The sequence below is a fragment of the Bradyrhizobium sp. 2TAF24 genome (genome assembly GCF_052115025.1).
Taxonomy (GTDB): Bacteria; Pseudomonadota; Alphaproteobacteria; order Rhizobiales; family Xanthobacteraceae; genus Bradyrhizobium_A.
Map to the genome: position 1 here is coordinate 417,519 of NZ_JBFRFW010000002.1, position 21,734 is coordinate 439,252.

Below are 21,734 nucleotides of genomic sequence, written 5' to 3' on the forward strand. Positions count from 1 at the left end.
CGTCTCGCAGGATGAGGCCATGCGTTGCAGCCCATCGGCCTCATGGTTGAAGACGCGCGGCCTTTGCCGCGCTCCTCACCAAGAGGAGATAGGCAATGCCGGCCGCACCCAAGCCCGTACATGCGATCTCACACCACCTCCGATGTCCGCCTCACCCAGCTCTTCCTGGACATGCTCGCCGCCGAGCAGGGCGCCGGCGACAACACGCTGTCGGCCTATCGCAGCGACCTCGAGGACTTCTCGGCGTTCCTCAAGCGCAGCAAGTCGGACTTCGCCCGCGCCGACACCGAGATGCTGCGTGGTTATCTTGCCGATCTCGACACCCGCGGTTTCAAGTCGTCCAGCGTGGCACGGCGGCTGTCGGCGATGCGCCACCTGTTCCGCTTCCTGCTTGCCGAGCGCATCCGCGATGACGATCCCGCGGCGATCCTGTCCGGCCCCAAGCGCGGCCGCGGCCTGCCGAAGGTGCTGACCATAGCTGACGTCGACCGCCTGCTCGCTCACGCCAAGACACAGGCCGAAACACCAGACCAGTCGGCGGGCCAGCGCCTGCGCGCGCTGCGGCTCGCCTGCCTGCTGGAAGTGCTGTACGCCACCGGCCTGCGGGTCTCGGAGCTGGTATCGCTGCCGGTCTCGGCAGCGCGACGCGACGCGCGCATGATCGTGGTGCGCGGCAAGGGCGACAAGGAGCGGCTGGTGCCGCTCAACGACGCCGCACGCCGCGCCATGGCGGACTATCTCGCCGCGGCGGGCGCGGCAGCGCCGGCCGCGGCCAGGACAGGCGGAGGCGCGCCGCCGTCGAAATGGCTGTTCCCGTCATCGGGTGACAGCGGCCACCTGACGCGCCAGCACTTCGCCCGTGAGCTCAAGGAGCTCGCCGCCGCCGCGGGTCTTTCGCCTCGTCTCGTCAGTCCCCATGTGCTGAGGCATGCATTCGCAAGCCACCTCCTGCACAACGGCGCGGACCTGCGCATCGTCCAGACGCTGCTCGGCCACAGCGACATCTCGACCACGCAGATCTATACCCACGTGGTCGAGGAGCGCCTCAAGAGCCTGGTGCGCGACCTGCACCCCCTCGCCGACAAGCCGGCTGACACCGGCAGCTAGCTGGCGGCCGGATCGGCGTGTATTGACTTGCGCGGTGCGGGAGTCCAGTTTCGCCCGCCGCTGCCGGCGCCCGCTCGCGGCGCATTCAGCGAAACGGCCATCCGGTCGCCTCGAAATAGCGTTAATCTCTTGAAGATACGCGACTTCTTGACGTGATCCGAATTCCCTTTCACCTGAAAATGCGGTAGCTCAATGGTTCTTTCATGCCGGATGTGATGCGCAGTTATCTCGATTTCGAAAAGCCCGTCGCCGAACTCGATTCCAAGATCGATGAGCTCCGTTCGCTCGCCGCTGGCGGCAGCGACATCAGCGACGAGATTTCCCGCCTCGAGGACAAGTCCCGGCAGGCGCTGGACGAGCTCTATGCCGGCCTCAGCCCGTGGCAGAAGACCCAGGTCGCGCGTCATCCGCAGCGGCCGCACTGCATGGACTACATCAACGCGCTGATCACCGAATTCACGCCGCTTGCCGGCGATCGCAAGTTCGGCGAGGACGAGGCGCTGGTCGGCGGCTTCGGCCGCTTCAAGGGCGAGAGCGTCTGCGTCATCGGCCAGGAGAAGGGCGCGACCACCGAGAGCCGCCTCAAGCACAATTTCGGCATGGCCCGCCCGGAAGGCTACCGCAAGGCGGTGCGGCTGATGGAGATGGCGGATCGCTTTTCGCTTCCGGTGATCTCGCTGGTCGATACCGCGGGGGCCTATCCCGGCATCGGCGCCGAGGAGCGCGGCCAGGCCGAGGCGATTGCCCGCTCGACCGACGCCTGCCTCCAGCTCACCGTGCCCAACGTCGCCGTCGTCATCGGTGAGGGCGGCTCTGGCGGCGCCATCGCGATCGCCACCGCCAATCAGGTGCTGATGCTCGAGCACGCCATCTACAGCGTGATCTCGCCGGAAGCGGCGTCCTCGATCCTGTGGCGCGATTCCACCAAGGCACAGGAAGCCGCCACCAGCATGAAGATCACCGCGCAGGACCTGCTGCGGTTCGGCGTGATCGACAGCATCCTGCGGGAGCCCGCCGGCGGCGCACACCGCGATCCCGACGCGATGATCGCCACAACTAGCGCCGCGATTGCGCTCGCCCTCGACGACCTGCGCCATCTCGACGGCAAGACGCTGCGCGACCAGCGGCGGCAGAAGTTCCTCAACATCGGCCGCAAACTGGGCTGAGAATCCAAGTACGCCCGAACCTCGGGGATCCCGCGCGAAACGGATGCGGGTTCCGGCATTGTGGCTTTTTCTGGGCTTTGGAACCGCGCTTTTCCTGCTCCAGCGCATGCCGCATCCGGGCGTTCATCATTGATTCACCAACCAGCCCCGCAGCTGGCTGGCCGCCGTGAAACGGGTTGCGGCTGATCCCCCTTAAGGATAAAAATTTAGGGATCGGCGCAGGGGCACCGACTTTGACTGGGGTCTGGGGACTCTCCCACCGTTCGCGGAGCTTGGTTTTGAAATCTCGCACGCCCGTTCGCGCGCTTCTCGCATCGGCTGCCGTCGTGGCTGCGATCGCGCTTGCCGGGTGTGATGGCGACAGCCTGTCGACGAACGCGAAGGCCAACAAGCCGCTTCCTGAAAAGCTGGTCACCGAGATGGACCAGAAGAACATGGACAAGGCATCGCCGATGCTGGTCCGCCTGTTCAAGCAAGAAGCCGAGCTCGAGGTGTGGAAGCAGGACCGTTCGGGCCGCTACGCGCTGTTGAAGACCTATCCGATCTGCCGCTGGTCCGGCGATCTCGGCCCGAAGATCCGGGAAGGCGACCGCCAGGCGCCGGAAGGCTTCTACACCATCACGCCGGCGCAGATGAATCCGCAGTCGGCCTATTATCTGTCGTTCAACATGGGTTACCCCAACGCTTTCGATAAGGCACTGGGACGTACCGGCTCGCAGCTGATGGTGCATGGCGACTGCTCGTCGCGCGGCTGCTACGCCATGACCGACGAGCAGATCTCGGAAATCTATTCGCTCGGCCGCGAATCCTTCTTCGGTGGCCAGCGCGCCTTCCAGGTCCAGGCCTATCCGTTCAAAATGACGGCGCAGAACCTCGCGAAGCATCGCAACAACCCGAACATGCCGTTCTGGAAGATGCTGAAGGAAGGCAACGATCACTTCGAGGTCAGCCGCCAGGAGCCAAAGGTCGACGTCTGCGATCGCCGCTACGTGTTCGACGCCCAGGCACCCGCGGGCGCGAGCCGCGCTCCGAATTTCAATCCGACCGGCGCCTGCCCGGCCTACCAGATTCCGGAAGAGCTCGCCGAAGCGGTCCGCGACAAGCAGCGCGAGGACGAGGTCAAGGCCGCCGAACTGACGTCTCGCGGCACGCCGGTGGCGCGGATGAACACCGGCATCGACGGCGGCATGAACGCGGTGTTCGCCGCCAAGCTGCCGAACGGCCAGACCGGCCTGTCCGACACCAACAGCAACTACTCGGTGGCGTCCTACTCCGCTGCGCCCGGCACCATTCCGCCGACGGTCAATCCGCCGCGCGCGCCCGAGCCGGAGCCGACCGCCCCCTTCCTCGGTGCTCCGCCGGCACCGGAGGCCGCCGCGTCGCCGCAGCCGCAGGCGGCATCAGCCGCCGGCAATGATGGCGCCGTGTCCGGCAACTTCTTCCATTCGCTGGCACGCAAGGTCGGCATCGGCAATGACACCACGGCGACAACCCCTGCACCGGCAGCACAGCCTGCAAAGCCGGCTGTCGCAACCAAGCCGCCGGCCGCGCGCCCGCCCGCAAGCGTTCTCGCAGCCAAACCCGCGGCCCCCGTCCACGATGTGCGCACCGCCGACGCCAAACCCGTCGCGCCCAAACCCGTCGCCAGCGCCCAGGCCCAGCCGAAGCCAACGACCACCGCATCGAACGCCCCCGCCGACCAGCCGTTGTCGGGCGCCCAGCCGATCGTGCCGACCAACTCGTTCGAGAACCGCTGGACCAACTTCCGCTGAGGCGGCCAGTCCTGGTTCGGACGTCAGCTCTTCCGATCGCCTCGATCCCTTTCGCCAGACCGCTCGCACGCCGGCAGCGGCTCTCCCCTCGACATCCCCTGCACTGACGGCAGGCGCGCAGCTTTCCCGGCGGACTCGTGCATCGGGCTCAACAGCGGGCCGTGACACATGAAGACCATCGGCATTCTCGGCGGCATGTCGGCCGCATCGACCCAGATCTACTATCGGGAACTGTGCGCCCGGACGAGAGCACGCCTCGGCGGCCTTCATTCACCCGAACTGCTCATTCGATCGCTTGATTTTGCGGGGATCGAAGCCTTGCAGATCGCCGGCAACTGGCGGCAGGCCGGAGAACTCCTCAACCGCGAGGCCAGAGCGCTGGAACGCGGAGGCGCCGATTTCATCATCCTCGCCACCAACACCATGCACAAGCTGGCGGAACAGATGATGCGAGGCGTCTCTATTCCGATGCTGCACATCGCCGACGCGACCGCCATGCGCATCCGCGAGAAGGGATTACGCTCACCGGGACTGATGGCGACCGCCTTCACAATGGAGCAGTCGTTCTATACCGATCGGCTGATGGCAGCGAACCTTACCCCGATCATTCCGGACACGCCCGACCGCGCGGTCACCCATCGCATCATCTATGACGAGCTCTGCCGTGACATCGTCACCAAGGACAGCGAGGCGACCTATGTCGGAATCGCGCAGCGCCTCGTGGACCGGGGCGCGGACTGTCTGATCCTCGGCTGCACCGAGGTCGGCATGCTGCTCAATCAGGCCAATGTGCCGGTGCCGGTTTTCGACACCACCCTGATCCATTGTGACGAAGCGCTGAACCTGGCGCTCCGCAGCTAGCGCGCGCCGGTTGAGCGCCGCCGCCTACCTACGGCCTTCCCAGAACGATCCTGAAGGCCGGACGGCCGCTTAGACGTAGCGGCCGTGGCAGTGCTTGTACTTCTTGCCGGAGCCGCACGGGCAATCTTCGTTGCGGCCAACCTTGCCCCAGGTGGCGGGATTGGCGGGATCGCGCGCTTCAGCGGCGACCGGCGCCAGCGCGGCGCTGGCGAACGCCATGGTGTCCTCGCCGGTGATGGGATCGGCATGGTGTGCCTCCATCTGCGGCAGCTGCGGCTGCTCGCTCTCCGGCGGCACGATCTCGACCCGCATCAGCTGGGCGGTGACCGCCTCGCGCAGCCGCCCGATCAGTGCCTCGAACAGGTTGAACGCCTCGGCCTTGTACTCCTGCAGCGGATCGCGCTGGCCATAGCCGCGCAGGCCGATGACCTGGCGCAGGTGGTCGAGCATCACGAGATGCTCGCGCCACAGGTGGTCGAGCGTCTGCAGCAGCAGCGACTTCTCGACATAGCGCATCACCTCCGGGCCCCACTGCGCCACCTTGGCCGCCATGTGCTCGTCGACGTGCTTGATGATGCGCGACAGCAGCTCCTCGTTGGCGATGCCCTCTTCCTTGGCCCATGCGTCGACCGGCAGATCGAGCGCCAGCACGCGCTGCAGCTCGTCCTTGAGGCCGACGACGTCCCACTGCTCGGCATAGGCATGCTCGGGCACGTGCTTGGCGACGAGGTCCTCGACCACGACATGGCGCATGTCGGCGACGGTCTCGGCGACGTTGTCGTCCTTCATCAGATCGATGCGCTGGTCGAAGATGACCTTGCGCTGGTCGTTCTGGACGTTGTCGAACTTGAGCAGGTTCTTGCGGATGTCGAAGTTGCGCGCCTCGACCTTCTGCTGCGCCTTCTCCAGCGCCTTGTTGATCCAGGGATGGATGATCGCCTCGCCGTCCTTGAGGCCAAGGCGGGTCAACATGCTGTCGAGCCGGTCCGACCCGAAGATGCGCATCAGGTCGTCGTCCAGCGACAGGAAGAACTTGGAACGGCCGGGGTCGCCCTGGCGGCCGGAGCGGCCGCGCAGCTGGTTGTCGATGCGGCGTGACTCGTGGCGCTCGGAGCCCATGATGTAGAGGCCGCCCGGCTTGGTCACGGTCCGGGCCGGGCGATTGCCCTTGGCCGGCTCGATCTCGACGACTTCCTCGGCCTTCAGCACGATGTCGCGGAAGCGCTCGATGTCGGCCTTGATCTGCGCGATACGCGCCTGCTTCTCGGCCTCGTCGGTGATCCCGGCGGTTTCCTGGGCGACGCGCATTTCGAGCGAGCCGCCGAGCTTGATGTCGGTGCCGCGGCCGGCCATGTTGGTGGCGATGGTGATGGCGCCGGGCACGCCGGCTTCCGCCACGATGTAGGCTTCCTGCTCGTGGAAGCGCGCGTTGAGCACCGCGAACAGCTTCGCCGGCTTGCCGGCGCGGGCGGCGGCGTAGAGCTTCTCCAGCGCCTTCGGGTTGCCGAAGTCGATCTGCTTGTAGCCGTTCTCCTTGAGGAAGTCGGCGAGCACCTCGGACTTCTCGATCGACGCGGTGCCGACCAGCACCGGCTGCATGCGCGCATTGGCGCGCTCGATCTCACTGAGGATCGCAGCGTGCTTCTCGTTGCCGGTGCGGTAGACCTCATCGTCCTCGTCGAGGCGCTTGACGGTGACGTTGGTCGGGATCTCGCGGACCTCGAGCTTGTAGATGTCGAAGAACTCGTCGGCTTCGGTCGCCGCGGTGCCGGTCATGCCGGCGAGCTTGTCGTACATCCGGAAGTAGTTCTGGAAGGTGATCGAGGCCAGCGTCTGGTTCTCGGGCTGAACCTGGACATGCTCCTTCGCTTCGAGCGCCTGGTGCAGGCCCTCCGAATAGCGGCGGCCCGGCATCATGCGGCCGGTGAACTCGTCGATGATCACCACCTCGCCGTCCCGGACGATGTAATCCTTGTCGCGGGTGAACAGCGAGTGGGCGCGTAGCGCCTGGTTGATGTGATGCACGACGGAGACGTTCTCGACGTCGTACAGCGAGTCGCCCTTGAGTTGGCCGGCGTCGCGCAGCAGCGTCTCGATCTTCTCCATGCCCGCTTCGGTCAGCGTCACGGTGCGCTGCTTCTCGTCGACCTCGTAGTCGGACTTGTCGAGCCGCGGGAGGAAGGTGTCGATGGTGTTGTAGAAATCCGAACGGTCGTCGAGCGGACCGGAGATGATCAGCGGGGTGCGGGCTTCGTCGATCAGGATGGAGTCGACCTCGTCGACGATGGCGAAGAAGTGCCCGCGCTGGACCATGTCCTCGAGGCGGTACTTCATGTTGTCGCGAAGGTAGTCGAAGCCGTACTCGTTGTTGGTGCCGTAGGTGATGTCGCAGGCGTAGGACTGCTTGCGCTGTTCGTCGTCGAGGCCGTGAACGATGATGCCGGTGGTGAGGCCGAGGAAGCCGTAGACCTGGCCCATCCAGTCGGCGTCGCGCTTGGCGAGGTAGTCGTTGACGGTCACCACATGCACGCCCTTGCCGGCGAGCGCATTGAGGTAGACCGCGAGGGTCGCGACCAGCGTCTTGCCTTCGCCGGTCTTCATCTCGGCGATGTCGCCCTCGTGCAGCACCATGCCGCCGATCAGCTGGACGTCGAAATGGCGCTGGCCGAGCGCGCGCTTGGCCGCCTCGCGCACGGTGGCGAAGGCCGGCACCAGCAGGTCGTCGAGCGTCTTGCCGTCGGCGAGCTGCTTGCGGAACTCGGCGGTGCGCGCCCGCAGCTGCTCATCGGTCAGCTTGACCAGCTCCGGCTCCAGCGCGTTGATGGCGGCCACCCGCGGCTGGTAGGCCCGGATCCGCCGCTCGTTGGCTGAACCGAAGAACTTGCGGGCAATCGCGCCGATCATAGCCATTCCTGTCGTTTGCAAGCCGGCCGTCGCAGCCGCGACATCTGGCCAGTCGAGAGAGGGCCGAAAGGCCCAGCAAGTGTGCTCGTGAGGGGTGTGCCGCAGCCGAAAATCTCGTGTCCGGGCAATCCCTTGCGCATGAGTGCGGGAAACACGGTCCGAGGTTCGTCGGCGCTGGCGCGACCATATACGCACCACGATCTAAAGGCCACCTAAAGACCTTGGCGGGGCAGAGATATGAGGGGGTTCGAGCCTTGTCAACGGCGCAAGCATTTCAGGAATTTCATGATTTTGTCGGGTTTGTGAGATGGCTTTTGGCCCGCCTCCCGTACCTTGCCGCAGCGCCGACTGGGAGGTTCGGCCATCCAGCGCATCGCTGTTGACCGCCTGCGCGTGCCCGTGTCGCAATCGGCCTTGATCCGTGGAGGCGGCGAGGTCCTGCGAGCACTGCTTTTCGGACACGAGGAGGTTGCCAACCGCATGTGATTGGGCGAGTGTCCGCCGCCGCGCGACGCTGCCTCGCGCGACTTTGACAAATTAAGGATTTTCCATGATCGCTGCCCCGTCCCGAACGATGACTGTCCTGCGCATCGGCCTGCTTGCAGCGGCCGCGACAGGGTGTCTCTCCGTGGCGCTGCTGACCGGCCTGCCGGCCCGCGCCCAGGACTCCAATCCGGTCATCGCCAAGGTGAATGGCAGCGAGATCCGCGAAAGCGACATCGCCGTCGCTGAGGAGGAACTGGCGCCCAGCCTCGCCCAGATGGATCCCGCCACCAAGCGCGAGAACATCATCAAGTTCCTGATCGATATGAAGATCGCGGCCAAGGCCGCCGAAGAGAAGAAGGTCCAGGATCGCGACGACTTCAAAAAGCGCCTGGGGTTCGCCAAGGACCGGCTGCTGATGGACAGCCTGCTGGCGACGGAAGGCAAGGCCGCCACCACCAACGAGGCCATGCGCAAGGTCTATGACGACGCGGCCAAGCAGATTGCCGCCGAACAGGAAGTGCGTGCCCGCCACATCCTGGTCGAGACCGAGGATGAAGCCAAGCAGGTGATCGAGGAGCTCAAGAAGGGCGCCGACTTCGCCGAGCTGGCGAAGAAGAAGTCGAAGGATCCCGGCGCCTCCGACGGCGGCGACCTCGGCTTCTTCACCAAGGACCAGATGGTGCCGGAGTTCTCCGCCGCCGCCTTCGCGCTCGAGCCCGGCAAGATCTCCGACCCGGTGAAGTCGCAGTTCGGCTGGCATGTCATCAAGGTCGAGGAAAAGCGCAACCGCAAGCCGCCGGAATTCGACCAGGTCAAGGGCCAGATCGAAACCTACGTCACCCGCCGCGCCCAGGCCGAATACGTCACCAAGCTGCATGACAGCGCCAAGATCGAGCGCCTCGACCAGGCCGCGAACGACAAGGGTGACGCCAAGCCGGATGCCGCCAAGCCGGACACCAAGGCCGACACCAAGCCTGCCGAGCCGGCGAAGAAGAAGTAACGATCGTTCGTCATCGACCGACCAAAACGGCCGGGGCGCACCACGCCCCGGCCGTTTCATTTCGAAAAGATGACAGCCGAAAGACTGCTTCGCGCGCCGAACAACCGCGGCAAAAGCCCCGCGACAAACGGCAGCATCACGGCTAAATACCGCAGCTGTCGACTCGCGCCCCTCATCAGCCCATCATCGCGGAAGCTGCCATGTCCACGTCTGTCTCCCCCCTCGCCCCGACCAACGTGCCCGAGCTGCCGGAACTCGCCGGCGTCCGTCTCGCGACCGCCGCTGCCGGCATCCGCTACAAGGGACGGACCGACGTGCTGCTGGCGCTGCTCGATCCGGGCACCACGGTGGCCGGCGTGTTCACGACGTCGAAGTGCCCGTCCGCTCCCGTGGAATGGTGCCGCACCCGCCTCAAGGGCAAGACCGCCCGGGCGCTGGTGGTCAACTCCGGCAACGCCAATGCCTTCACCGGCAAGACCGGCCGCCAGTCCACCGCGCTGACCGCGACGATCGCGGCGAAGGCGATCGGCTGCAAGGCGGACGAAATCTTCCTCGCCTCCACCGGCGTGATCGGTGAGCCGCTCGACGCCACCAAGTTCAACGGCGTGATGGACACCCTCGTCGAAACCGCCGTGCCGACCGGGTGGAATGACGCCGCCCGGGCGATCATGACCACCGACACCTTCCCGAAGGTCGCCACCGCCCGCGTCAAGCTCGGCAAGGCGACCGTGACCATCAACGGTGTCGCCAAGGGCGCCGGCATGATCGCGCCGGACATGGCGACGATGCTGTCGTTCGTGTTCACCGACGCGCCGATCGCCGCGCCCGCGCTGCAGGCGCTGCTCAAGGCCGGCGTCGCCGACACCTTCAACGCCGTGACCATCGACGGCGACACCTCGACCTCGGACACCCTGCTCGCCTTCGCCACCGGAGCGGCCGCCGAGCACGGCGCACCGAAGATCAGCCGCGCGTCCGATCCACGTCTCAAGGGCTTCACCAAGGCGCTGCATACCGTGCTCGCCGACCTTGCCGAGCAGGTGGCGCGCGACGGCGAAGGCGCCCGCAAGCTGGTTGAGATCGTGGTCGAGGGCGCGGTATCGCAGCCCTCCGCCCGCCGCATCGCCATGTCGATCGCCAATTCGCCGCTGGTGAAGACCGCGATCGCCGGCGAGGACGCCAACTGGGGCCGCGTCGTCATGGCCGTCGGCAAGGCCGGCGAGCCGGCGGACCGCGACAAGCTGTCGATCTCGTTCAACGGCATCCGCGTCGCCCACAAGGGCGCGCGCGATCCTTCGTACAACGAGGAGAAGGTGTCGGAAGCGATGACCAGGCCCGAGATCCAGATCAAGGTCGCGCTCGGCCTCGGCAAGGGCCGCGACCGCGTGCTGACCTGCGACCTCACCAAGGAATACGTCGCCATCAACGGCGACTACCGCTCGTGAAGCTCACCCTCGTGGTCGCCTGCGCGCTTGTCGACACCGACAACCGCGTGCTGATCGCCCAGCGTCCGGAGGGCAAGTCGCTCGCCGGTCTCTGGGAGTTTCCCGGCGGCAAGCTCGATCCGGGTGAGCGACCCGAGCAGGCGCTGATCCGCGAGCTGCACGAGGAGCTCGGCATCACCGTGCGCGAGGCCTGCCTCGCGCCGCTGACCTTTGCCAGCCACGGCTATGACGACTTTCACCTGCTGATGCCACTGTACATCTGCCGGCGCTGGGAAGGCACTCCGGCGGCGCGCGAAGGACAGAGCCTCGCCTGGGTCCGCGCCAACAAGCTGCGCGACTACCCGATGCCGCCGGCCGACCTGCCGCTGATCCCGCATCTGACGGGACTGCTGCTGTAACGGCCGAGCTGCAACCTCGCCGTGATTCCGCAAGCCGCGCGGCGGCTATCTCTAAGCTTCGAGATTCCGGGTTCGTCGCGGAGCCTGTCATCGGGCCGCGCGGTGCGCGGACGAGTTGGCGACGCCCCGGAATGACGGAACGAAATTCTTCTAGCGGCAGCGTCTACTCCCGCCGTTTCACGGCTTCCGCAAGACTGTGCTTGGCCGATCCGGGTTTCAGGGGCTGCTGCTGGCTTTGGTGCGGGGCCCAGCCGGACAGCCAGACCACGTCGAAGGTCGCGCGGATGCGGCCGTCGGCATCGGCGAACCGCTCGCCATAGATCTGCGCCATGCGCAGCAGCGTGGCGCGGCGCAGCGGCGTGCGGCGGCGCTCACGCAGCACGTTGGTGGCGCCCATCCGCCGCAGATCCTGCATCAGCGCGAAAGCATTGTCGTAACGCACCACGATGCGATCGACGTCGGCGACCGGCAACGCGAAGCCGGCACGCTGCAGCAGCGCGCCGAGATCGCGCAGATCGGCGAACGGCGCGACGCGCGGCGACAGGCCGCCCTCAATTTCGGTCTCTGCCGCGGCGAACGCCTGGCGCAGCTCCGTCAGCGTGTCGCCACCAAGCAGCGCCGCGAGCAAAAGCCCGTCAGGCTTGAGCGCACGGCGCAGCTGCGCCAAAACACCCGGCAGGTCGTTGGCGAACTGCAACGCCAGCACCGACACCACGAGGTCGAGCGACTGCAGCGCCAGCGCGAGATCCTCGCGCGCGCCCGCGAAGACGTCGACACGCGTCGCCGCGCCGAAGCGCACGCGTAGCGCCTCCGACATCACCTCGCCGGGCGAGCCGAGATCGGCGACCGCGGCGAAGCTGCGCAGCACCGCACCAAGGCGCTCCATCGCATCCTCTGCAACGCGGTCGAGCAGGAAAGTCGCCGGGCCAAGACGCGCGGCGCGGCGCTGGCGCGCCTGCAGCAGCGCATGATCGAACAGCACCGGCGCGGACGCGCTCGATCCGGCTTGGCTGCTCGCGGGAACGGGCCTGTCGGCCATGACTGACGAAATCCTTCTCGATCAACGGACATCGCATCGCTGTAGCACCTTCACGCGACCCGTGCCGCAGCAAAACATGCCATCACGCAGTCGCGCCTTGAGAACCTGCCATGCAGGCGATAGCCTTTTGCCGTCATGGGCCCCACGATGGATCACGCCACACCCGCCCAGGGCCTTGCCTCCGGACAGGGCCTGCTCGGCACATGCCTGAACGCGGCGCGATCCATGCTCGCGGGCGCGGCACGGCTGACCCTCGACGTGGCTCTGCCGACCCTGTGCGTCGCCTGCCGCGAACCGGTGGCCGGCGAAGGTGTCTGCGCCGCCTGCTGGGCGCAGCTGTCGTTCATCGCGCCGCCCTGCTGTCCGCGCCTCGGCATTCCCTTTGTCTACGATCCCGGCCCCGGCCTGCTGTCGATGGAAGCGATTGCCGCGCCGCCGGCCTATGAACGCGCCCGCGCCGCGGTGCGCTATGACGATACCGCCAAGGCCCTGGTCCATGGGCTCAAATATCAGGACCGCAGCGACCTCGCCCCGGTGATGGGACGCTGGATGGCGCGCGCAGGCCGTGAGCTGCTCGACGACGCCGAGGTCATGGTTCCGGTACCGTTGCACTGGCGGCGTGCCTGGAGCCGACGCTTCAACCAGTCGGGGCTGCTCGCGCGCGTGGTGGCGACGCAGGCCGGCCTGCCGGTCGCCAGCGACGCGCTTCGCCGCGTCAAGGCGACGCGGCAGCAGGTTGGCCTTACCCGCTCCGAGCGATCCGACAATGTCCAGGGCGCCTTCCAGGTGCCCCCGCACCGGCGCAGCGCGATTGCAGGCCGGCATGTGGTGCTGGTGGACGACGTCCTGACGTCCGGCGCCACTGTCGACGCCTGCGCACGGGCGCTGCTGCGCGCCAAGGCCCGCCAGGTCGACGTGCTGGTGTTTGCGCGGGTTGTGGACAGCTTCAAAACCCCCATATAATTGCAACAGGTATATGACGAGGCCCCGATGACGTCCGCTCCCGTGACCGCTGCCGTGGAAATCTACACCACATCGACCTGTGGCTATTGCCGCGCCGCCAAGTCACTGCTGGCGCGCAAGAACGTCGCCTTCAAGGAGATCGACGTGGCGACCGACCGCGCGCTGCGCCAGGCCATGGTGGCGCGCGCCAACGGCCGCACCACCGTGCCGCAGATCTTCATCAACGACGCCCATGTCGGCGGCTGCGACGATCTCTACGCGCTCGACCAGGCCGGCAAACTCGACCCGCTGCTCGCCGGCGGGGAGGCGGTGTCGTGAGCGCCGCGGCGCCCGTCGAGCGCGAGGCACCCACGCCGTTCACCGCGGCGATGATCCAGATGCGCACCTCGCTGTCGCCGGAGCAGAGCTTCGAGCAGGCGGCCACGCTGATCCGCAAGGCCACGGCCGACGGCGCCGATTACGTGCAGACGCCGGAGATGAGCAACCTGATGCAGGAGAACCGCCATGCGCTGTTCACGCTGCTGCAGGACGAAGAGAACGATCGCTCGCTCGCCGGCTATCGCGAGCTGGCGCGCGAACTCAAGATTTTCGTGCATGTCGGATCGCTGGCGGTGCGGGCCACGGCCGAGCGCGCCGCCAACCGTTCGTTCCTGATCGATCGCAGCGGCGACATCGTCGCGCGCTACGACAAGATCCATATGTTCGACGTCGATCTCGGCAACGGCGAGACCTACCGCGAATCGGCCAACTATCAGCCCGGCGAGGTCGCCGCGGTCGCCGACCTGCCGTGGGGCCGGCTCGGCCTGTCGATCTGCTACGACCTGCGCTTCCCCGCGCTGTACCGCGCGCTGGCGGAAGCCGGCTCCTCGTTCATCAGCATCCCGTCGGCGTTCACCCGCAAGACCGGCGAGGCGCACTGGCATGTGCTGATGCGCGCGCGGGCGATCGAGACCGGCTGCTACATTTTCGCCGCCGCCCAGGGCGGCAAGCACGAGAACGGCCGCGAGACCTTCGGCCATTCACTGATCGTCGACCCGTGGGGCACGATCCTGGCGGAAGGCGACACCGAGCCCGGCGTGGTCCTGGCGAAGATCGACCCCGCGAAGGTCGAGAGCGTGCGCAAGAGCATTCCCTCGCTGCAGCATGGGCGCCGCTTCGGCGTCGCCGACCTGCATGGCGGTCCCGGCCATCTGCAGCTCGTGCGGAGCAAGGCATGATCCGCTACGCGCTCCACTGCGACAAGGGCCACAGCTTCGAAAGCTGGTTCCAGGATTCGGCGGCCTATGACAGCCAGCGCAAGCGCAAGCTCGTCGCTTGTCCGGCCTGCGACTCCACCGAGGTGGAAAAGGCCCTGATGGCGCCGCAGCTGCCGCGCAAGAGCAACGCCAAAGCGGCCGCGGCGCGCCCCGCCGCAGCGGAAACGCCGGTGCCCGCGGAAGCGGTGCCGCTGGTGTCGGCGCAGGAGCTCGAGCTGCGCGCCAAGCTCAAGGAGCTGCGCGACCATATCGTCAGCCGGGCCGACAATGTCGGCGACAGCTTCCCGACGGAAGCCCGCAAGATGCACTATGGCGATATCGAGCACCGCCCGATCTACGGCGAGGCGACCATTGATGAAGCTCGCGCGCTGGTCGACGAGGGCATCGAGGTGGCGCCGCTGCCCGTGCTGCCCGACGACCGCAACTGACCGCACGATCCGTCTCCTCCCGCTTGATGCCAAGGACGATACGATGGCTTCCGATGCTTGGTCGTCTTGGCAGGGATCCTGGCAGGGATCTTGGCAAGTATGGGCGCTGCTGTCGGCGTCGTTCGCCGCACTGACCGCGATCTTCGCCAAGGTCGGCGTCGAGAACATCAATCCCGATCTTGCTACCTTCATCCGTACATGCGTCGTGCTGGCAAGCTTCGCGCTGCTGCTGGCCACGACCGGCCAGTTCCAGTCACCGGGCGCGATCACCGGCAAGACCTGGACCTTCCTGGTGCTGTCGGGGCTCGCCACCGGCGCGTCGTGGCTGTGCTATTTCCGTGCACTCAAGCTCGGTCCCGCGACACTGGTCGCGCCGATCGACAAGCTGAGCGTGGTGCTGGTGGCGCTGTTCGCTTTCGTGTTTCTCGGCGAACGGCCGTCGGCGACCGGCTGGGCCGGCATCGCTCTGATCTCGGCAGGTGCCGTGCTGCTGGCGGTGAAGCGCTGACGCCGCGACTTAGCCTGCGGCTTCCGCCACCACCATGTAGTTGACGTCCATATCCGACGACAGGCTCCATTTGTCCGCGAACGGACTGAACACCACGCCGGACTGCTCGGTGACCATCAGACGGTTGCGCTCGAGATGCTGGGTCAGCTCGTCCGGGGTGACGAACTTGCCCCACTCATGGGTGCCGCGCGGCAGCCAGCGCAGCACATACTCCGCACCGACGATGGCGAGGGCAAAACTCTTCCAATTGCGGTTCAGCGTCGACACCACCATCAGGCCCGACGGCTTCATCAGCGCCGCGCAGCGGTCGAGAAATGCGCCGACATCGGTGACGTGCTCGATCACCTCCATCGCCAGCACCACGTCGAAGCGCTCACGCGGATCGATCTCCTCGACCATCATGCAACGGTAGTCGATCAGCAGGTTGGAGCGGGTGGCATGAAGCTTGGCGGCCGCGATGTTGGTCTCCGACGGATCGATACCGATGACCTGCGCGCCGAGCCGGGAAAACGGCTCGCACAGCAGCCCGGCGCCGCAGCCGATGTCGAGGATGCGCAGCCCCGACAGGCAGCTCAGGCTGCGCACATTGCGCTCGAACTTGCGGCAGGCCGCATCGCGAATGAAGCCAAGCCGCAGCGGATTGATCTTGTGCAGCGGCGCCATCTTGCCCTTCGGATCCCACCACTCTTCGGACAGCCGCGAGAATTTCGCGACTTCCGCGGGATCGACGGTCGAGGATGGAGATGAGGTGCTGGCGGCCATTGTTCAGTAACAGTTCGAGTTCGGTAACAGTTTGATGAGGTCATCGGTACGCTGGCGAAGCAGGCCGGCGCACGGTGATATGATTGCGGAATTGCAGCGGCGAGGCAATCATCGCGATGGTTTTCCGGCGCTCGCCCACACCCAAGATGGTGACGTCGCCGCAACCGGAAATCCGTCCGCAGGCAGCTTGATCGGCATCGACGTTTCCCGCCCTGTCCAGATTCATCTCGAAGGCAGAGCGCTAGATGAATCCCGCCTTGTGGACAACCCACGGCGTGATGACATCCGCCTCGGCAGCCCAGCGGCCGGAACCAGTCCGCACGGTCCAGTGCAAGGCGGCCGGCGCCACGATCCGGTCAGGACCGGGGCCTGGTCGATGCCGCACCCCGTCCCTGCCCCCGCCCCCTTTGGCCGCCCGATGGCTTGCCCGAAATCGCGGCGTTATGTATACGCGCGTTTTGGCTGGCGCGCGCCCTTCCTTTTTACGCGCCGGTTCAGACCGTTAGATAAACCCGCAACCCGCACCCGACGTGTTGCCCAGAAGGACTGCGCCACCCGCATGGCCCGGCTCGTCATGAAATTCGGCGGCACTTCGGTCGCCAACATCGAACGCATCCGCAACGTGGCGCGGCATGTCAAACGCGAGGTCGACGCCGGGCATGAGGTCGCCGTGGTGGTGTCGGCGATGTCCGGCAAGACCAACGAGCTGGTCGCCTGGGCGACCGAGGCCTCGGCCCTGCACGACGCGCGCGAGTACGATGCCGTGGTGGCGTCCGGCGAGCAGGTGACCTCGGGCCTGCTGGCGATCGCGCTGCAGGCGCTCGGCATCCAGGCGCGCTCCTGGCAGGGCTGGCAGATTCCGATCAAGACCAGCGACGCCCATGCCTCCGCCCGCATCCTCGGCATCGACGGCGACGAGCTGATCAAGCGCTTCAGGGAACGCAAGGAGGTGGCTGTCATTGCCGGCTTCCAGGGCATTCACGAGGAAACCGGCCGCATCACCACGCTCGGCCGCGGCGGCTCGGACACGTCGGCGGTGGCGATCGCCGCCGCCATCCACGCCGACCGCTGCGACATCTACACCGACGTCGACGGCGTCTACACCACCGATCCGCGCGTGGTGCCGAAGGCGCGCCGCCTCGACAAGGTGGCGTTCGAGGAAATGCTGGAGCTGGCGTCCCAGGGCGCCAAGGTGCTCCAGGTGCGTTCCGTGGAGCTCGGCATGGTGCACAATGTGCGCGTGTTCGTGCGCTCCAGCTTCGACAAGCCAGAAGATATCGACCCCAATGCCAACCAGCCGCCGGGCACCCTGATCTGCGGCGAGGAGGAGATCGTGGAATCCGAAGTCGTCACCGGCATCGCCTTTTCCAAGGACGAGGCCCAAATCTCCGTGCGCCACATCGAGGACAAGCCCGGCGTTGCCGCCGCGATCTTCGTGCCGCTGGCGGACGCCAACATCAACGTCGACATGATCGTGCAGAACGTGTCCGCGGACGGCAAGACCACCGACCTCACCTTCACGGTGCCGGCGTCGGACTACGTTCGCGCCAAGGAGACCATCTCCAAGGCCAAGGACACCATCGGCTACAAGTCGATGGACAGCGCCACCGACGTCGCCAAGGTCTCGGTGATCGGCATCGGCATGCGCAGCCACGCCGGCGTCGCCGCCCAGGCGTTCAAGGCGCTGTCGGAGCGCAACATCAACATCCGCGCGATCACCACCTCGGAAATCAAGTTCTCGCTGCTGATCGACGCCGCCTACACCGAGCTTGCGGTGCGCACGCTGCACACCCTCTATGGGCTCGACCAGGCCTGAGACGGCCGTGGCGGCGACGTCGCCCGGAGACATGCCGCGCGCCACGCCCATGCGCGCGGCAGATCGTGCCCGAAGCTTCGGCAGCATGTCCGCACGGTCCGGGCCGCGGTAGCACAGCACCCTTTTCCAGCCCGTTTGGGAACCTGCCTGGACGGCCCGCGGCGGCCTGTCACGGACGGCCGGAAAGCCATCCACATGCCCGGCGTCTGGCAGGCGTTTTGCTTGGCAAAACAAACACAATTTCGCTATACGCCTGAGGAATAGGCAGCGGCAAATTGTGTCACAGTTTGCGGGTTTCCGATTCGACCGCGGCGCGGCCGAATCGGATGGGGCACGTGAAAAGCTGTTATATTCCTGAAGGTTAGATCCTGCGCGCAGCCTCGGGCGAGCGCCGGGATTTGCGAGACGCGGAGGTGTCGGCATATGCGGAGCACGCTGGGAGGCCCCCGCGTCCTGTTGAGACGGCTCCGCGAAGTCATGGCCGAGCCGGTCAGCGCCCAGGAGCGGCTGGACAAGATCGTGGTGCTGATCGCTGCCAACATGGTGGCGGAGGTGTGCTCCACCTATGTGCTGCGCGTCGACAACACCCTCGAGCTCTACGCCACCGAAGGTCTGAACCGTGACGCGGTCCACCAGACCGTGCTGAACGCCCATGAGGGCCTCGTCGGCCTTGTCGCCAGCGAGGCAACGCCGCTCAACCTCTCCAACGCCCAGAACCACCCGGCGTTCTCCTACCGGCCGGAGACCGGCGAAGAGATCTACCACTCCTTCCTCGGCGTGCCGATCCTGCGCGCCGGCAACACCCTCGGCGTGCTGGTGGTGCAGAACCGCGCCCACCGCACCTATGTCGAGGAAGAGGTCGAGGCGCTGCAGACCACCGCGATGGTGCTCGCGGAGATGATCGCCTCGGGCGAGCTGTCGGCGCTGGCCCAGCCCGGCGCCGAGCCGGCCGCGCGCCACTCGCTGCACAAGGCCGGCTCGATCCTGTCCGACGGCATCGCGCTCGGCCATGTCGTGCTGCACGAGCCGCGGGTGGTCATCACCAACTACATCGCCGAGGACCTGCAGAAGGAGGTCAAACGGCTCGATACCGCGCTCGCCAACCTGCGCTCCGACCTCGATCGCCTGCTCGAGCGCGGCGACATGGCCGAGGGCGGCGAGCACCGCGACGTGCTCGAGGCCTACCGCATGTTCGCCAACGACCACGGCTGGTCGCACAAGCTGCATGAAGCGGTCGCCACGGGCCTCACCGCTGAAGCCGCCGTCGAGCGCGTGCAGTCCGACACCCGCGCACGCATGCTGCGCTCGACCGACCCCTACCTGCGCGAGCGGCTGCACGACCTCGAGGACCTCGGCCACCGCCTGATGCGGCAGTTGATGGGGCAAACCCACGCGCCGTCGCGCGAGCAGTTGCCCGACAACGCCATCCTGATCGCGCGCGCGATGGGCCCGGCGGCGCTGCTCGACTACGACCGCAAGCGGCTGCGCGGCCTCGTGCTGGAGGAAGGCACGTCGAACTCCCATGTCGCGATCGTCGCCCGCGCGCTCGGCATTCCGGCGGTCGGCGAGGTGCCGAACGCCGCCGGCGTCGCCGATCCCGGCGATGCGGTGATCGTCGACGGCACCTCCGGCTCGATCTACTTCCGCCCGTCCGCCGAAATCGAGGCGGCCTATGCCGAACGCGTGCGCTTCCGCGCCCGCCGCCAGGCACAATACCTCGCCCTGCGCGACAAGCCGACGGCGACCAAGGACGGCCAGCCGGTCGAGCTGATGATCAACGCTGGCCTCGTCATCGACCTGCCGCACATCGAGGACACCAACTGCTCGGGCATCGGCCTGTTCCGCACCGAGCTGCAGTTCATGGTCGGACAGAGCCTGCCGCGCTCGAGCGAGCAGTTGCAGCTCTACCGCGCCGTGCTCGATGCCGCCGGCAGCAAGCCGGTGACCTTCCGCACCCTCGATATCGGCGGCGACAAGGCGCTGCCGTACATGGAGACCATCACCGAGGAGAATCCGGCGCTGGGCTGGCGCGCGATCCGCCTCGGCCTCGACCGCCCCGGCCTGCTGCGCGGCCAGATCCGCGCGCTGCTGCGCGCCGGCGGCGGCCGCGCGCTGAAGATCATGTTCCCGATGATTTCCGAGGTCGCCGAATTCGACCAGGCCAAGGTTATCGTCGAACGCGAGCTGACCTATCTGCGCCAGCATGGCCACGCGCTGCCCGAACGCATCGATATCGGCACCATGGTCGAGGTGCCGGCGCTGCTCTACCAGCTCGACGAGCTGCTCAAGCGGGTCGACTTCGTCTCGGTCGGCTCCAACGACCTGTTCCAGTTCCTGTACGCCGTCGACCGCGGCAACCCGAAAGTGTCGGAGCGCTTCGACACGCTGGCGGCGCCGGTGCTGCGCGCGCTGCGCGACATCGTGACCAAGGCGACCGCGGCCGGGAAGTCGGCATCGCTGTGCGGCGAGATGGCCTCGCAGCCGCTCGGTGCGCTGGCGCTGCTCGCCCTCGGCTACCGCTCGCTGTCGCTGTCGGCCACCGCCCATGGCCCGGTCAAGGCGATGATCCTGGAGCTCGACGTCGGCAAGGCGGCCGCCATGATCAAGCCGCTGCTCGACGCCCCGGCCGGCAGCGTCTCGATCCGCGACCGGCTCAAGGAATTTGCCGAAAAGGAAGGACTGCCGCTGTAACCCGCCATCGCGGACCAGCGCCCCGAACACGCCATGTTGCCCGAAGCCAAACTCGACGTCCTGCTCGCGCGCCACGCCGCGCTCGAAGCCGAACTGCTCGGCCAGGTCTCTTCCGAGACCTATGTCCGCGCCACCCGCGAACTCAGCGAACTCGCGCCGGTGGTCGAGGCCGTGAAGGCCTATCGCGCCGCGGTGCGCGAGCTCGCCGACATCGACACCATGATCGCGGACCCCTCGACCGATGCCGAGATGCGGACCATGGCCGAGAGCGAACGGCCGCAGCTCGAAGCGCGGCGAGAGGAGCTCACCCAGGCGATCCGCATCGCGCTGCTGCCCAAGGATGTCATGGACGACCGCAACGTCATGCTGGAAATCCGTGCCGGCACCGGCGGCGACGAGGCGTCGTTGTTCGCGGGCGACCTCTACCGGATGTATGAGCGCTTCGCCGCGCTGCAGGGCTGGAAGGTGGAGGTGATGTCCGCCAGCGAAGGCACCATGGGCGGCTTCAAGGAAATCATCGCCGAGGTCCAGGGGCGCGGCGCCTTCGCCAAGCTGAAGTTCGAATCCGGCGTGCACCGCGTGCAGCGCGTGCCCGACACCGAGACACAGGGCCGCATCCACACCTCGGCGGCGACAGTCGCCGTGCTGCCCGAGGTCGAGGACATCGACGTCGACATCAAGAACGACGACCTGCGCATCGAGACCATGCGCGCCGGCGGCGCTGGCGGCCAGCACGTCAACAAGACCGAGTCGGCGATCCGTATCACGCATATCCCGACCGGTATCGTGGTGATGATGCAGGACAGCCGTTCGCAGCACAAGAATCGCGCCAGCGCCATGAACATCCTGCGCGCACGCATCTATGACGCCGAGCGCCAGCGCCTCGACGCGGCACGCTCGGCGGACCGCCGCGAGAAGGTCGGCTCGGGCGATCGTTCGGAACGGATCCGCACCTACAACTTCCCGCAGGGCCGCGTCACCGACCACCGCATCAACCTGACGCTCTACAAGCTGCCGCAGGTGATCGCCGGCGAGGCGCTCGGCGAGCTGATCGACGCACTGACCACCGAGCACCAGGCGGCGCAGCTCGCCGCCGAAGGCGCCGCCGCGTGAGCGGCAGCTACACCGGCCTGAC

19 protein-coding genes are annotated in these 21,734 nt (G+C 66.8%); 15 read left to right on the forward strand and 4 right to left on the reverse strand.

Annotated features, from left to right (window positions below; all coding sequences use genetic code 11):
- Nucleotides 1-120 precede the first annotated feature (120 nt).
- From xerD to AB4Z37_RS05200, 4 genes are all read left to right on the forward strand, one after another.
- Nucleotides 121-1,107 (forward strand): site-specific tyrosine recombinase XerD, encoded by a 987-nt coding sequence (xerD, locus tag AB4Z37_RS05185; RefSeq protein WP_441515610.1) that lies wholly within the window; start codon nt 121-123, stop codon nt 1,105-1,107.
- A gap of 203 nt (nt 1,108-1,310) precedes the next feature.
- A complete protein-coding gene (locus tag AB4Z37_RS05190) occupies nt 1,311-2,273 on the forward strand; it encodes an acetyl-CoA carboxylase carboxyltransferase subunit alpha (RefSeq protein WP_441515611.1) in 963 nt (320 codons plus the stop codon).
- 278 nt (nt 2,274-2,551) lie between these two features.
- Entirely contained in the window at nt 2,552-4,045 is a 1,494-nt protein-coding gene (locus AB4Z37_RS05195) for a L,D-transpeptidase family protein (protein ID WP_441515612.1), read from the forward strand.
- Nucleotides 4,046-4,213: 168 nt separating this feature from the next.
- Nucleotides 4,214-4,906 (forward strand): aspartate/glutamate racemase family protein, encoded by a 693-nt coding sequence (locus AB4Z37_RS05200; RefSeq protein WP_441515613.1) that lies wholly within the window; start codon nt 4,214-4,216, stop codon nt 4,904-4,906.
- 69 nt (nt 4,907-4,975) lie between these two features.
- On the opposite strand, the gene secA is transcribed toward AB4Z37_RS05200, so the two are convergent.
- Nucleotides 4,976-7,810 carry a preprotein translocase subunit SecA gene (gene secA / locus AB4Z37_RS05205; RefSeq protein ID WP_441515614.1) on the reverse strand — a complete coding sequence of 945 codons (2,835 nt, stop codon included), beginning with the start codon at nt 7,808-7,810 and terminating at the stop codon, nt 4,976-4,978.
- A gap of 550 nt (nt 7,811-8,360) precedes the next feature.
- Between secA and AB4Z37_RS05210 the strand changes: the two genes are divergently transcribed.
- The 3 genes from AB4Z37_RS05210 (at nt 8,361) to mutT (ending at nt 11,136) form a co-directional block, all read left to right on the forward strand.
- Nucleotides 8,361-9,296, forward strand: coding sequence for a peptidylprolyl isomerase (locus AB4Z37_RS05210; protein ID WP_441515615.1), 936 nt, complete (start codon nt 8,361-8,363; stop codon nt 9,294-9,296).
- A 200-nt stretch (nt 9,297-9,496) separates the two neighbouring features.
- Nucleotides 9,497-10,738 (forward strand): bifunctional glutamate N-acetyltransferase/amino-acid acetyltransferase ArgJ, encoded by a 1,242-nt coding sequence (gene argJ, locus AB4Z37_RS05215; RefSeq protein ID WP_441515616.1) that lies wholly within the window; start codon nt 9,497-9,499, stop codon nt 10,736-10,738.
- Nucleotides 10,735-11,136 carry an 8-oxo-dGTP diphosphatase MutT gene (mutT, locus tag AB4Z37_RS05220; protein ID WP_441515617.1) on the forward strand — a complete coding sequence of 134 codons (402 nt, stop codon included), beginning with the start codon at nt 10,735-10,737 and terminating at the stop codon, nt 11,134-11,136. Before argJ ends, mutT begins: the two co-directional genes overlap by 4 nt.
- A 163-nt stretch (nt 11,137-11,299) precedes the next feature.
- Here mutT and AB4Z37_RS05225 read toward each other — a convergent pair whose 3' ends face one another.
- Nucleotides 11,300-12,175: a methyltransferase domain-containing protein gene (locus AB4Z37_RS05225; protein ID WP_441515618.1), complete on the reverse strand. Its 876-nt coding sequence runs from the start codon at nt 12,173-12,175 to the stop codon at nt 11,300-11,302.
- Nucleotides 12,176-12,322: 147 nt separating this feature from the next.
- Here AB4Z37_RS05225 and AB4Z37_RS05230 point away from each other — a divergent pair, with 147 nt between their 5' ends.
- Genes AB4Z37_RS05230 through AB4Z37_RS05250 form a run of 5 tightly spaced genes read left to right on the forward strand, consistent with a single transcriptional unit; the run spans nt 12,323 to nt 15,330 of the window.
- Entirely contained in the window at nt 12,323-13,138 is an 816-nt protein-coding gene (locus AB4Z37_RS05230; RefSeq protein ID WP_441515619.1) for a ComF family protein, read from the forward strand.
- Between the two features lie 27 nt (nt 13,139-13,165).
- Entirely contained in the window at nt 13,166-13,456 is a 291-nt protein-coding gene (grxC, locus tag AB4Z37_RS05235; protein WP_441515620.1) for a glutaredoxin 3, read from the forward strand.
- 50 nt (nt 13,457-13,506) lie between these two features.
- Nucleotides 13,507-14,355 (forward strand): carbon-nitrogen hydrolase family protein, encoded by an 849-nt coding sequence (locus AB4Z37_RS05240; RefSeq protein ID WP_441515779.1) that lies wholly within the window; start codon nt 13,507-13,509, stop codon nt 14,353-14,355.
- The gene (locus tag AB4Z37_RS05245) at nt 14,352-14,822 is read left to right on the forward strand and encodes a DUF1178 family protein (protein ID WP_441515621.1); all 471 of its coding nucleotides are present in this window, start codon (nt 14,352-14,354) and stop codon (nt 14,820-14,822) included. Before AB4Z37_RS05240 ends, AB4Z37_RS05245 begins: the two co-directional genes overlap by 4 nt.
- Nucleotides 14,823-14,865: 43 nt before the next feature.
- Nucleotides 14,866-15,330 carry an EamA family transporter gene (locus tag AB4Z37_RS05250; RefSeq protein WP_441515622.1) on the forward strand — a complete coding sequence of 155 codons (465 nt, stop codon included), beginning with the start codon at nt 14,866-14,868 and terminating at the stop codon, nt 15,328-15,330.
- Between the two features lie 9 nt (nt 15,331-15,339).
- Here AB4Z37_RS05250 and ubiG read toward each other — a convergent pair whose 3' ends face one another.
- Nucleotides 15,340-16,092 carry a bifunctional 2-polyprenyl-6-hydroxyphenol methylase/3-demethylubiquinol 3-O-methyltransferase UbiG gene (gene ubiG / locus AB4Z37_RS05255; RefSeq protein ID WP_441515623.1) on the reverse strand — a complete coding sequence of 251 codons (753 nt, stop codon included), beginning with the start codon at nt 16,090-16,092 and terminating at the stop codon, nt 15,340-15,342.
- Between the two features lie 40 nt (nt 16,093-16,132).
- Nucleotides 16,133-16,318 (reverse strand): hypothetical protein, encoded by a 186-nt coding sequence (locus AB4Z37_RS05260; protein ID WP_441515624.1) that lies wholly within the window; start codon nt 16,316-16,318, stop codon nt 16,133-16,135.
- Nucleotides 16,319-16,651: 333 nt separating this feature from the next.
- Here AB4Z37_RS05260 and AB4Z37_RS05265 point away from each other — a divergent pair, with 333 nt between their 5' ends.
- The 3 genes from AB4Z37_RS05265 (at nt 16,652) to prfA (ending at nt 21,712) form a co-directional block, all read left to right on the forward strand.
- Nucleotides 16,652-17,908 carry an aspartate kinase gene (locus tag AB4Z37_RS05265; RefSeq protein ID WP_441515625.1) on the forward strand — a complete coding sequence of 419 codons (1,257 nt, stop codon included), beginning with the start codon at nt 16,652-16,654 and terminating at the stop codon, nt 17,906-17,908.
- A gap of 423 nt (nt 17,909-18,331) precedes the next feature.
- Nucleotides 18,332-20,599, forward strand: coding sequence for a phosphoenolpyruvate--protein phosphotransferase (gene ptsP / locus AB4Z37_RS05270; protein ID WP_441515626.1), 2,268 nt, complete (start codon nt 18,332-18,334; stop codon nt 20,597-20,599).
- Between the two features lie 33 nt (nt 20,600-20,632).
- Nucleotides 20,633-21,712, forward strand: a complete 1,080-nt coding sequence (gene prfA / locus AB4Z37_RS05275; protein WP_441515627.1) for a peptide chain release factor 1 — start codon at nt 20,633-20,635, stop codon at nt 21,710-21,712.
- Nucleotides 21,713-21,734 lie beyond the last annotated feature (22 nt).

What these genes read in the sequence shown, in the direction of transcription:
- xerD (WP_441515610.1), top strand. Translation starts at nt 121, where the DNA reads ATGCGATCTCACACCACCTCCGATGTCCGCCTCACCCAGCTCTTCCTG.
- AB4Z37_RS05190 (WP_441515611.1), top strand. Translation starts at nt 1,311, where the DNA reads ATGCCGGATGTGATGCGCAGTTATCTCGATTTCGAAAAGCCCGTCGCC.
- AB4Z37_RS05200 (WP_441515613.1), top strand. Translation starts at nt 4,214, where the DNA reads ATGAAGACCATCGGCATTCTCGGCGGCATGTCGGCCGCATCGACCCAG.
- secA (WP_441515614.1), bottom strand. Translation starts at nt 7,810, where the DNA reads ATGATCGGCGCGATTGCCCGCAAGTTCTTCGGTTCAGCCAACGAGCGG.
- AB4Z37_RS05210 (WP_441515615.1), top strand. Translation starts at nt 8,361, where the DNA reads ATGATCGCTGCCCCGTCCCGAACGATGACTGTCCTGCGCATCGGCCTG.
- argJ (WP_441515616.1), top strand. Translation starts at nt 9,497, where the DNA reads ATGTCCACGTCTGTCTCCCCCCTCGCCCCGACCAACGTGCCCGAGCTG.
- AB4Z37_RS05225 (WP_441515618.1), bottom strand. Translation starts at nt 12,175, where the DNA reads ATGGCCGACAGGCCCGTTCCCGCGAGCAGCCAAGCCGGATCGAGCGCG.
- AB4Z37_RS05230 (WP_441515619.1), top strand. Translation starts at nt 12,323, where the DNA reads ATGGATCACGCCACACCCGCCCAGGGCCTTGCCTCCGGACAGGGCCTG.
- grxC (WP_441515620.1), top strand. Translation starts at nt 13,166, where the DNA reads ATGACGTCCGCTCCCGTGACCGCTGCCGTGGAAATCTACACCACATCG.
- AB4Z37_RS05240 (WP_441515779.1), top strand. Translation starts at nt 13,507, where the DNA reads ATGATCCAGATGCGCACCTCGCTGTCGCCGGAGCAGAGCTTCGAGCAG.
- AB4Z37_RS05245 (WP_441515621.1), top strand. Translation starts at nt 14,352, where the DNA reads ATGATCCGCTACGCGCTCCACTGCGACAAGGGCCACAGCTTCGAAAGC.
- AB4Z37_RS05250 (WP_441515622.1), top strand. Translation starts at nt 14,866, where the DNA reads ATGGCTTCCGATGCTTGGTCGTCTTGGCAGGGATCCTGGCAGGGATCT.
- ubiG (WP_441515623.1), bottom strand. Translation starts at nt 16,092, where the DNA reads ATGGCCGCCAGCACCTCATCTCCATCCTCGACCGTCGATCCCGCGGAA.
- AB4Z37_RS05260 (WP_441515624.1), bottom strand. Translation starts at nt 16,318, where the DNA reads ATGAATCTGGACAGGGCGGGAAACGTCGATGCCGATCAAGCTGCCTGC.
- AB4Z37_RS05265 (WP_441515625.1), top strand. Translation starts at nt 16,652, where the DNA reads ATGGCCCGGCTCGTCATGAAATTCGGCGGCACTTCGGTCGCCAACATC.
- ptsP (WP_441515626.1), top strand. Translation starts at nt 18,332, where the DNA reads ATGCGGAGCACGCTGGGAGGCCCCCGCGTCCTGTTGAGACGGCTCCGC.
- prfA (WP_441515627.1), top strand. Translation starts at nt 20,633, where the DNA reads ATGTTGCCCGAAGCCAAACTCGACGTCCTGCTCGCGCGCCACGCCGCG.